The sequence below is a fragment of the Frateuria sp. genome, from assembly GCF_035695185.1.
GTDB lineage: Bacteria > Pseudomonadota > Gammaproteobacteria > Xanthomonadales > Rhodanobacteraceae > Frateuria_A.
Genome location: NZ_DASSES010000187.1, coordinates 1 through 10,714 on the forward strand (window position 1 = coordinate 1; position 10,714 = coordinate 10,714).

9 protein-coding genes are annotated in these 10,714 nt (G+C 69.3%); 5 read left to right on the forward strand and 4 right to left on the reverse strand.

Going from position 1 to position 10,714, the window contains the following annotated elements:
- Positions 1-7: 7 nt before the first annotated feature.
- A complete protein-coding gene (locus VFH59_RS15000; protein ID WP_325165716.1) occupies positions 8-310 on the reverse strand; it encodes a DUF3247 family protein in 303 nt (100 codons plus the stop codon).
- Positions 311-541: 231 nt separating this feature from the next.
- Between VFH59_RS15000 and VFH59_RS15005 the strand changes: the two genes are divergently transcribed.
- From VFH59_RS15005 to VFH59_RS15015, 3 genes are all read left to right on the forward strand, one after another.
- Positions 542-1,804, forward strand: a complete 1,263-nt coding sequence (locus VFH59_RS15005; protein ID WP_325165717.1) for an MFS transporter — start codon at positions 542-544, stop codon at positions 1,802-1,804.
- A 100-nt stretch (positions 1,805-1,904) separates the two neighbouring features.
- Complete coding sequence (locus VFH59_RS15010; protein ID WP_325165718.1) at positions 1,905-3,527, forward strand: alpha/beta hydrolase-fold protein; 1,623 nt, start codon at positions 1,905-1,907, stop codon at positions 3,525-3,527.
- A 131-nt stretch (positions 3,528-3,658) separates the two neighbouring features.
- Positions 3,659-3,991: a hypothetical protein gene (locus VFH59_RS15015; RefSeq protein ID WP_325165719.1), complete on the forward strand. Its 333-nt coding sequence runs from the start codon at positions 3,659-3,661 to the stop codon at positions 3,989-3,991.
- A 70-nt stretch (positions 3,992-4,061) separates the two neighbouring features.
- Here the strand turns inward: VFH59_RS15015 and VFH59_RS15020 are convergent, their stop codons facing one another.
- Both VFH59_RS15020 and aceE read right to left on the reverse strand, forming a co-directional pair.
- The gene (locus VFH59_RS15020) at positions 4,062-4,292 is read right to left on the reverse strand and encodes a hypothetical protein (RefSeq protein ID WP_325165720.1); all 231 of its coding nucleotides are present in this window, start codon (positions 4,290-4,292) and stop codon (positions 4,062-4,064) included.
- A 300-nt stretch (positions 4,293-4,592) separates the two neighbouring features.
- Positions 4,593-7,307 carry a pyruvate dehydrogenase (acetyl-transferring), homodimeric type gene (gene aceE, locus VFH59_RS15025; protein ID WP_325165721.1) on the reverse strand — a complete coding sequence of 905 codons (2,715 nt, stop codon included), beginning with the start codon at positions 7,305-7,307 and terminating at the stop codon, positions 4,593-4,595.
- A gap of 165 nt (positions 7,308-7,472) precedes the next feature.
- On the opposite strand from aceE, the gene VFH59_RS15030 reads away from it, so the two are divergent.
- Both VFH59_RS15030 and VFH59_RS15035 read left to right on the forward strand, forming a co-directional pair.
- Positions 7,473-8,423: a hypothetical protein gene (locus VFH59_RS15030; RefSeq protein WP_325165722.1), complete on the forward strand. Its 951-nt coding sequence runs from the start codon at positions 7,473-7,475 to the stop codon at positions 8,421-8,423.
- A complete protein-coding gene (locus tag VFH59_RS15035) occupies positions 8,404-8,601 on the forward strand; it encodes a hypothetical protein (RefSeq protein ID WP_325165723.1) in 198 nt (65 codons plus the stop codon). The genes VFH59_RS15030 and VFH59_RS15035 overlap by 20 nt, the downstream gene beginning before the upstream one ends.
- Positions 8,602-8,760: 159 nt before the next feature.
- On the opposite strand, the gene VFH59_RS15040 is transcribed toward VFH59_RS15035, so the two are convergent.
- Positions 8,761-10,714: NADP-dependent malic enzyme (locus tag VFH59_RS15040; RefSeq protein ID WP_325165724.1), on the reverse strand; the 1,954-nt coding region annotated here is incomplete at its 5' end.

The following is a 10,714-nucleotide window of genomic DNA, read 5'->3' on the forward strand; positions in this document are numbered from 1 at the left end:
CCAGCGGCTAGGCCTGCAACTGCGCATCGGAGTCCAGGTGCTCGATGCGCGCGATTTCGTCGAACCAGACGTAGCGCTTCCATTCAGACGTACCCAGGTGCTCCAGGTGCACGACGCCGTTGCTGCCCTCGTTGCCCGCGCCGTCGTAGAACTCCTGCACGGTCGGGCGCGCGGCGACCACGCCCTCGCAGGTGCTGCCGTCGGTCAGGTGCAGGCGCACGCGCGCGCCATTCTGCAGGTGCTCGACCATGCCGTTGAAGCGGGCGATGGTCGGCTGGTCGGTGTACACGTGTTCGGCCTGGCGGCCCATGGCCGGTCTCCTGCTGCAGCGATGGGGCGAAGCTAGGGCGGAGGTGGGCAAGTGGCCGTGAAGTCTTCCGCGGCGTTCCCCTATCCGCCCCGCGGGCTTCCCCTGGTGAAGCGGCGGAAGGGTTCCAGATCTCGCAGGCGGGCCCCGTTTCGGGGTGCGACAGGCGGATCGGGGCGCCCGTGCGGCGGTCCCAGGCGCGATAATCGCCCTTCCCTCGTCCGCGGCGTCGCCATGCCATCGAGCACCGATTCCCTGCTCCAGCACCGCGCCTTCGTGCAGTTCTGGTTCGCCCGCATCGCCTCGGGCTTCGGTTTCCAGATGCTCTCGGTGGCGGTGGCCTGGCAGATCTACGCGATCACCGGCCGCGCGCTGGACCTGGGCCTGATCGGCCTGGTGCAGTTCTTTCCCTCGGTGCTGCTGGCATTACCGGCCGGGCACGTGGCCGACCAGTTCGAGCGCCGCCGCGTGGTGCTGCTCGGCCAAGTGGTCGAATGGTGCGCGATCGTCCTGCTGGCGCTGCTGAGCTTCCTGCACGGCATCGACGAGCTGGGCATCCTGGCGCTGGTGTTCGTGATCAGCACGGCCAAGGCGTTCGAATCGCCCTCGATGTCCTCGCTGCTGCCGGCGCTGGTGCCGCCGGCGGTCCTGCCGCGCGCGGTGGCGGTCAGCGGCTCGGCGTTCCAGATGGCGATGGTGCTGGGGCCGGCGGTGGGTGGCCTGCTCTACGTGGCCGGCCCCGGCGTGGTGTACGCCACGGCCGCGGGGCTGTACCTGATCGCCGCCACGCTGATGGCGCTGCTGCGCTACGAGCAGGCGCCGCCGAAGCGTGAGCCGGCGACGCTGAAGTCGTTGTTCGCCGGCGTGCACTTCATCCGCGAGCGCAAGGACGTGCTCGGCGTGATTTCGCTGGACCTGTTCGCGGTGCTGTTCGGCGGCGCCACGGCGCTGCTGCCGATCTTCGCCCGGGACATCCTGCACACCGGTCCGTGGGGTCTTGGCCTGCTGCGCGCGGCGCCGGCGGTGGGCGCGCTGCTGATGTCGTTCTGGCTGGCGCGGCACGACCTCACCCGGCGCGTGGGCATGATCATGTTCGGCTCGGTGGCCGGCTTCGGCGTGGCCACGCTGGTGTTCGCGCTGTCCTCGTGGATGTGGCTGTCGCTACTGGCGCTGTTCGCCGCCGGCGCGTTCGACATGGTCAGCATGGTGATCCGCGGCTCGATGGTGCAGCTGGATACGCCCGATGCGATGCGCGGTCGGGTCAATGCGGTCAACTCGATCTTCATCAACACCTCCAACCAGCTGGGCGAGTTCGAGTCCGGCCTGGCCGCCGCCTGGCTGGGCGCGGTGGGCGCGGTCGTGCTGGGCGGCGTCGGCACGCTGGTGGTGGTGGGGGCGTGGATGGCGATGTTCCCGACGCTGCGCCGGCGCCAGCGGCTGCACCTGGAGCCGGAGGCGATCGAGGCGGCCGAGGACGCCGGCGCCAAGACGCTCTGAGCGCGGCGTCAGCACTGCCGCAAGACGCAGGTCGTTGCTCTTCGGCAGGAGCAGCGGCGCGGCAGTGTGAACGACGCCGGCCAGCGGCTAGCATCGCCGCATGACCACGCCCCTGCCTTTCCTGCGCCTTGCCGGCGCCGCCCTCCTCGCCCTGGCCACCCTGCCCGCCGCGCACGCGGCGCAGGGCCCGCGCATCCGGGTCAGCTTCAGTCCCAAGGCGCACGCGCAGCCGATCACCGGGCGCGTCTACGTGGCGGTCAGCCGCAGCAACCAGACGCCGCCGATCGAGCAGGCCGACATCACCGGCGTGCCGTTGTTCGGCCATGACGTGACCGCGCTGGCGCCCGGCCAGGTGGCGACCATCGATTCGGACGACTTCGGCGCGCCGCTGACCAGCCTGCGCCAGCTTCCCGCCGGCGACTACTGGATGCAGCCGTTCGTCAACGTCTACACCGAGTTCAAGCGCGCCGACGGCCATACCGTGTGGCTGCACATGGACCAGTGGGAAGGCCAGGACTTCAAGCACTCGCCCGGCAATCTCTACGGCAAGCCGGTGAAGGTGCATTACGACCCGGCCGCAGCGACGCCGGTGGCGCTGGTGGCCGACCAGGTGATCGCGCCGATCCCGTTCCCGAAGGACACGCCCTACGTCAGGCGCTTCCGCATCAAGAGCAAGCTCCTGAGCGACTGGTGGGGCCAGCCGATCTACCTGGGCGCCACGGTGCTGCTGCCGAAGGACTACGACAGGCATCCGGGCGTGCGCTATCCGGTGATCTACGAGCAAGGCCATTTTTCCACCCGCGCGCCCGGCGGCTTCGATCGCCCGAAGTCGGGCTTCCGCGACTACTGGCTGGCGGACGGCACGCCGCGCTACATCATGGTCAGCCTGCAGCACCCCTCGCCCTACTACGACGATTCCTACGCGGTGAACTCGGCCAACGAGGGCCCGTACGACGACGCCATCCACCAGGAGCTGCTGCCGGAAGTGCAGAAGCGCTTCCGCACCATCGAAGCGCCGTGGGCGCGCATCCTGGAAGGCGGCTCGACCGGTGGCTGGATCGCCATGGCGCAGATGCTGTTCCATCCGGACTACTACGGTGGCACCTTCGCCTCCTGCCCGGACGCGCTCGACTTCCGCCACCACCAGGTGGTGAACATCTACGAGGACGCCAACGCGTACTGGCTGGACAAGGGCTGGGTGAAGGTCGAACGCGTCGATACGCGCCAGCCCGACGGCAACGTCGAGGCGATGATGAAGGACGAGAACTGGTACGAGCTGGCGGTGGGCGACCACGACCGCTCCGGCGGCCAGTGGGACATCTGGGAAGCGGCCTTCGGCCCGGTCGGCGCGGACGGGTATCCCAGGCGGCTGTGGGACAAGCGCAGTGGCGCGATCGACCACGACGTCGCGCGGTACTGGAAGCAGCATTTCGACCTGCGTTACCTGCTGGAAACCCACTGGGCCGCGCTGGGGCCGAAGGTGACCGACAAGATCCACATCTACGTGGGCGACGCCGACACCTATAACCTCAACATGGGCGTACGCGCGATGGATGCGTTCCTCGAGCGTGCACACGATCCGTCCTTCCATGGCAGCATCACCTACCAGCCGATGGCGCCGCATTGCTGGGGGCCGCGCGGCAAGGCGCTGATCGAGACGGTCACGCACTACATCGACGACCACGCCCCGGCCGGCGCGGACCTGACGGGCTGGCGCTACTGAGCGAACGACGGGCCGCGCGCGGCCGGGCGATACGGCGCCGGGCGGGCGAAGCCTGAACCGCGGCCGCCGCTTTCGACGCCCCTCTCACGCCGCAGCGTCCAGGCTGGGGCCTCGACGCACAGGAGGCCCCCATGAACCGAACCCGCGATATCGAGCAGCGCTTCGACGGTGCCAGCGAGCGCATGCGCGACCGCGTGCGCCAGTACGCCCAGGGTACCGCCGACACGGCCAGCAACCTGGTCGAACGCGGCCGTCGCATGACCACGCACCTGGGCCGCCGCGGCTCCGGCTACGGCAGGCAGCTGTCGCACATGGCCGAGGACCTGGCCGACGAGGCGAGCTACCAATACCGTCGCGCGCGCCGTCATGCCAGCCGGCATCCGGTGGCGACGGTCGCCGTGGTGGCCGGCACGATCGGCGCGTTCTTCCTGCTGCGCAAGCTGCTGCGGAGCGACGAGGACTGACACGCCCACACCCCTCTCCCCGCGGGGAGAGGGGTCGGTGGTGAGGGGCCACATTGCGCGGCGGATCCTGTCACCCGCGCATGCGCGGTTCGGGCACCGTGGGCGTATGCGGGTCGATCGGCGGCAGTTCGGGCTGCTGCGGCCGGCCGGGATCGATCGGGTCGTTGGGGCGCGGCGGCGCCGGATCCTGTTGGGGATGCTCGGGTTCGCCCGGCGGGCCGCTGAGCGACACGCCGGCATGCCCGGGAGGGGTGAGGGAAACCGGTGCGTTCATGACGTCACCCTGCATGCGCTCGATCATGGAAACCCGTGTATGGCTGGCTGGGCCGGAAGTATCGGCAACCGGCCGTGCGCGCTGCGCGAAAGGGTCGTTCACTTTGCGCATGCGGGTTTAGCGCAGGCGCGCGCGCGGCGTGCGCTGGAACGGCGAAGCGGGTGTAGCGCGCGGCTCTCCCGCGCTGGCAGGTAGGGAGCGGCACCGGCAGGAGCGCACCCGTGCGCGACCACACGGCAGCAGGCGGCGGTTCGGGTGGAACGCGTTTTACGGCGGCACCGGCCCTTCACCACGCCCCTCTCCCGGCGGGAGAGGGGCGTGCGGCGGTCAGACCGTCAGCGGGTTGGGCTTGGACGGATCGAGCTTGTACTCCTTGATCGCGCGCGCCACGTCCTTGGCGTTGACCAGGCCGTCCTTCGCCAGCGCAGCCAGCGCGGCGTGGGCGATCCAGTAGCGGTCGACCTCGAAGAAGTCACGCAGGTGCTCGCGCGTGTCCGACCGGCCGTAGCCGTCGGTGCCCAGCACCGTGTAGCGCATGCCGTCGGGCATGAAGGCACGGATCTGGTCGGCGTACTCGCGCACGTAGTCGGTCGCCGCGATGGCCGGGCCGGACCGGCCCTGCAGCAGCCGGGTGACGTACGGCAGGCGCTGCTCGGCCTCCGGGTGCAGGCGGTTCCAGCGCTCCGCGTCGAAACCGTCGCGGCGCAGCTCGGTGAAGCTCGGGCAGGACCAGATGTCGGCGGCCACGCCGAAGTCCTTCTCCAAGAGCTCGGCCGCGGCGATCACCTCGCGCAGGATGGTGCCCGAACCGAGCAGCTGCACGCACGGCGCCTTGGCCTTGGACTTGCCCTTGCCCTGGCCGACGCCCGAGTCGCGGAACAGGTACATCCCCTTGATGACGCCTTCCTCGCAGCCCTTGGGCAGATCCGGGTGCTCGTAGTTCTCGTTCATCACGGTGATGTAGTAGTACACATCCTCCTGCTCCTGCAGCATGCGGCGGGTGCCGTCCTGCAGGATCACGGCGATCTCGTAGGAGAAGGTCGGGTCGTACGACTTCACGTTCGGGATCACGCCGGACATCAGGTGCGACTGGCCGTCCTCGTGCTGCAGGCCCTCGCCGTTCAGCGTGGTGCGGCCGGAGGTGCCGCCGATCAGGAAGCCGCGCGCGCGCATGTCGCCGGCGGCCCAGGCCAGGTCGCCGATGCGCTGGAAGCCGAACATCGAGTAGTAGATGAAGAACGGCAGCATCGGCTGGTTGCTGATCGAGTAGCTCGATGCCGCGGCCATCCAGGCGGCCATGCCGCCCGCTTCGCTGATGCCTTCCTGCAGCACCTGGCCCTTCTGGTCCTCGCGGTAGTAGAGCAGCTGGTCGGCGTCCTGCGGACGGTACTTCTGGCCGAACGGTGCGTAGATGCCGATCTGCCGGAACATGCCTTCCATGCCGAACGTGCGCGCCTCGTCGGCGACGATCGGCACCACGCGCGGGCCGATTGCCTTGTCGCGCAGCAACAGGTTCATGCCGCGCACCAGCGCCATGGTGGTGGAGATCTCGCGCTCGCCGGTGCCCTTGGTGATCTGCTCGAACGCCGACAGCTCCGGCGCCTTGAGCTGCACGTCGGTCTTGCGGCGTCGCTGCGGCAGGAAGCCGCCCAGTGCGCGGCGGCGCTCGAGCATGTACTCCACTTCCGGCGAATCCTTGCCGGGGTGGAAGTACGGCACCTCGTCGAGCTTGTCGTCGGCCACCGGGATGTTGAAGCGGTCGCGGAAGGCGCGGATCGAATCGGTGTCGAGCTTCTTCTGCTGGTGGGTCGGGTTCTGCGATTCACCCGACCCTAAGCCCATGCCGTAGCCCTTGACCGTCTTGGCCAGGATCACCGTGGGCATGCCCTTGGTGTTCACCGCCGCGTGGTAGGCCGCGTAGACCTTGTGCGGGTCGTGGCCGCCGCGGTTGAGGCGCCAGATGTCGTCGTCGGACAGGTTGGCGACCATCTCGCGGGTCTGCGGGTACTTGCCGAAGAAATGCTCGCGCGTGTAGGCGCCGCCGAAGGCCTTGCAGGCCTGGTACTCGCCGTCGAGCGTTTCCATCATCAGCTTGCGCAGGGTGCCGTCGGTGTCGCGCGCCAGGAGCGGATCCCAGTAGGAACCCCAGATCACCTTGATCGCGTTCCAGCCGGCGCCGCGGAAGACGCCTTCCAGCTCCTGGATGATCTTGCCGTTGCCGCGCACCGGGCCGTCCAGGCGCTGCAGGTTGCAGTTGATCACGAACACCAGGTTGTCCAGGCCCTCGCGGCCGGCCAGCGAAATGGCGCCGAGCGACTCGGGCTCGTCGGTCTCGCCGTCGCCCATGAAGCACCAGATCTTGCGGTCGGTCTTCGGGATCAGGCCGCGGTGCTCGAGGTACTTCCAGAACTGCGCCTGGTAGATCGCCTGGATCGGTCCCAGTCCCATCGACACGGTCGGCACCTGCCAGTAGTCCGGCATCAGCCAGGGGTGCGGGTAGGAGGACAGGCCGCGCCCCTTGCCGACCACTTCCATGCGGAACAGGTCCAGCTGCGATTCGTCGATGCGCCCTTCCAGGTACGAGCGCGCATACACGCCCGGGCTCGAATGGCCCTGGTGGAACACCAGGTCGCCGGGGTGCTCGGCGGACGGCGCGCGCCAGAAGTGGTTGAAGCCGACGTCATAGAGCGTCGCGGACGAGGCGAAGCTGGCGATGTGGCCGCCGAGCTCGCCGGGCTTGCGGTTGGCGCGCACCACCATCGCCATCGCGTTCCAGCGGATCAGCGAGCGGATGCGCCACTCCATCGCCGCGTCGCCCGGGCTCTTGGCCTCCTGGCTGGGCGCGACGGTGTTGACGTATTCGGTGGTCGGATCGAACGGCAGGTAGCCGCCGGAGCGCCGGGTGGAATCGACCATGCGCTCGAGCAGGTAATGCGCGCGCTCCGTGCCGTCGTGCTGGATGACCGCGGTGAGCGATTCGACCCACTCGCGGGTTTCGGTGGGGTCGATATCCTGGTTCAGGACGTCATCGAGCTGATCCATGAAGCTTCTCCGCGGCGCGCCGTAGGCGCCTTTCTATTCGACGTGTGGGGACTCCCGATTCTAGCCCCGGCGCCCGTGGGTCGCCATACGGAAGCCGCGGCAGGGCATGACCGGGACCGCAAATCCCCCGTATCCTGCGGGTCGGCACGACAAGGATGCCCACCCATGACCCGGCACGTAGGCTTTCTCTTCCTGGGCCCGGCGGCGCACATCGCGCACGCCGCCACGGTCGCCTTCGAGCTGGACGCCATGCCCGGCTACCGGGTGACTGCCCTGGTATCGAGCGCCGCCCATGCCAGGACCATCGAGGACCTGGCCGCGCTCTACGGGAGCGGCTGCCGGCTCGAGCGGCTGCAGGCCAGCCCGCTGCATCGCCTGCTGCGCCTGTTCAAGCGCCGGGCGCATCCGCGGGTGCGTTATGTCCTTGGCCACAACCGCCACCGGCTGCGCGGCTTCGACGCGCTGGTCTCCCCGGACGCCTACGCCAACCTGCACCACTTGCGTGGCGGGCCGCGCATGGTGCTTGCCGGCCACGGCGCCGGGCTGCGCGCACACGGACGATACCCGGGCATGGACATGTTCGACCTGTTCCTGCTGCCCGGGCGCACCAAGCTGGAACGGCTCGAACAGATGGGCTACGTCGACCCCGCCCGCTGCCGGATCATCGGCTATCCCAAGTTCGACCTTGCCGCAGGCCGCCGCCAGCCTGGGCAGCTGTTCGGCAACGACAACCCGGTGGTGCTCTACAACCCCCACTTCAACCTGCGAGAGTCGTCCTGGTCCCACTGGGGCCGGCGGGTGCTGGACTGGTTCCTGGCGCACCCGCAGTACAACCTGATCTTCGCCCCGCACGTCCTGCTGCCCACGCATGCGCGCCTGCGCCTGGCGCGACGGCATCGGCACGCGGCCAACATCCGCCTCGACCTCGGCAGCCCCGCGCTGATCGACATGACCTATACCGGCCTCGCGGACATCTACCTGGGCGACGTCAGCAGCCAGGTATACGAATTCGTCGGCCACCCGCCCGCGGCCCTGCATCTTCCTCGACCCGCACCGGCGGTCCTGGCGCGACAACCCCAACCTGGACATGTGGCGCATGGGAACCGTGCTCGATGACCTGGCCGGGCTGGGACCGGCGTTGCGGGACGCCCGCAAGGATTTCGGGGCCTACCGCGCCGAACAGCTGGCCGCCTCGGCGGCCGCGTTCGACGCGGGGCGCGTACCGGCAGGCCGGCGTGGTGCCTTGGCCATCGCACAGCTGCTCGAGCCCACTGCCGTCGCCTCGCCGGGCTAGCTGCCGCACGGTCGTCCAACCCGTGCCCACGCACGGACCGCCCGGGCGCGCCGGCTCGCTCGCCCCGGATCCACCCTCACCCGTGGCTCAATGCTCGAGCACCCCGCGACCAGAGTGCAGGCGCCCCGGCAAGCGATCAGACGCGCCGGGCCGCAAGCTCTAACGCATGCTCCGCCAGGCCTCGGCACCGGTCGTGCGGCCGGCACCGCGGATCTGCGCATCCACCGCCGCGAGCGCGGTCATGTTGACCACGCGCCGCACGGTCGAGGCCGGGGTGAGGATGTGCGCGCTCTTGTCCACGCCCATCAGGATCGGGCCGATCGCCACGCCGCCGGTCATCACCTTGACCATGTTGTAGACGATGTTGGCCGCGTCCAGGTTGGGCAGCACGAACAGGTTGGCGCGGCCGGCGAGCGTGCTGTTGGGAAAGATGCGCTGGCGCAGCGCCTCGTCCCAGGCGGTGTCGGCCTGCATCTCGCCGTCGATCTCCAGCCGCGGCGCGCGCTCGCGGATCAGCTGGTAGACCTTGCGCATCTTGGCCGCGCTCGGGTTGTCGTGGCTGCCGAAGTTGGAGTGCGAGAGCAGCGCCACCTTCGGCTCGATGCCGAACAGCTTCAGGCGGTAGCTCGCCTGCAGGGTCGCCTCGGCGATCTGCTCGGCGGTGGGGTCGACCTGCACGTGGGTGTCGACGAAGAACCACGCGCCCAGGTCGTTGATCACGCCGGACATCGCCGAGGTGCACTGCACGTTCGGGTCCAGCCCGAACACGCTGCGCAGGTAGCCGAGCTTCTTGTGGTAGCGCCCGACCAGGCCGCAGATCATCGCGTCGGCCTCGCCGCGCTCGACCATCAGCGCGGCGATCAGGCTCGGACGCGAGCGCATCAGGTTCTTGGCCGCGGCGGGGGTCACGCCGCGGCGCTCGGTCAGCGCGTGGTACTGCTGCCAGTACTCGTTGAAGCGCGGATCGTCGTTGATGTTGGTGAGCTCGAAATCCACGCCTTCGCGGATGCGCAGGCCGAGCCGCTCGATGCGCTGGGCGATCACGTCCGGGCGGCCGATCAGGATCGGGAAAGCCAGCTTCTCGTCGATCACCGTCTGCACCGCGCGCAGCACGGTTTCTTCCTCGCCCTCGGCGTAGACCACGCGCTTGAGGTCGCAGCGGGCACGCTCGTAGACCGGCTTCATCAGCAGGCTGGTGCGGTAGATGAACTGGCCGAGCTTCTCGCGGTAGGCGTCCATGTCCTCGATCGGCCGCGCGGCCACGCCCGAGTCCATTGCTGCCTGCGCCACGGCCGGCGCCAGCATCACCAGCAGGCGCGGATCGAACGGGCGCGGGATCAGGTAGTCGGCGCCGAACGAAGGCACCTCGCCACCGTAGGCGCCGGCCAGGTCGGAGGCTTCCATCCGCGCCAACTCGGCGATCGCGCGCACGCAGGCGAGCTTCATCGCCTCGTTGATGCCGGTCGCGCCGACGTCCAGCGCGCCACGGAAGATGTACGGGAAGCACAGCGCGTTGTTGACCTGGTTCGGGTAGTCCGAACGGCCGGTGGCGACGATGCAGTCCGGGCGCACGCGCCTGGCGTCCTCCGGCAGGATCTCCGGATTGGGATTGGCCAGCGCCAGGATCACCGGCCGCTCGGCCATGCTGGCGACCATCTCCGGTTTGAGGATGCCGCCGGCGGAGAGGCCCAGGAACACGTCCGCGCCGGCCACGATGTCGGCCAGCGTGCGCTTGTCGGTGTCGCGCGCATAGCGCGCCTTGTCCGGATCCAGCCCATCGCGACCGGTGTGGATCACGCCCTCCCGATCGAACGCCAGGATGTTCTCCGGCTTCACGCCCAGCGCCACCAGCATGTCCAGGCAGGCGATGCCGGCCGCGCCGGCGCCGGTGGTGGCGAGCTTGATGTCACCGATGTCCTTGCCGACCACCGCCAACGCGTTGAGCACGGCGGCGCCGACGATGATCGCGGTACCGTGCTGGTCGTCGTGGAACACCGGGATGTTCATCCGCTCGCGCAGCTTGCGCTCGACGATGAAGCACTCCGGCGCCTTGATGTCTTCCAGGTTGATGCCGCCGAAGGTCGGCTCCATCGCGGCGATGATGTCGACCAGC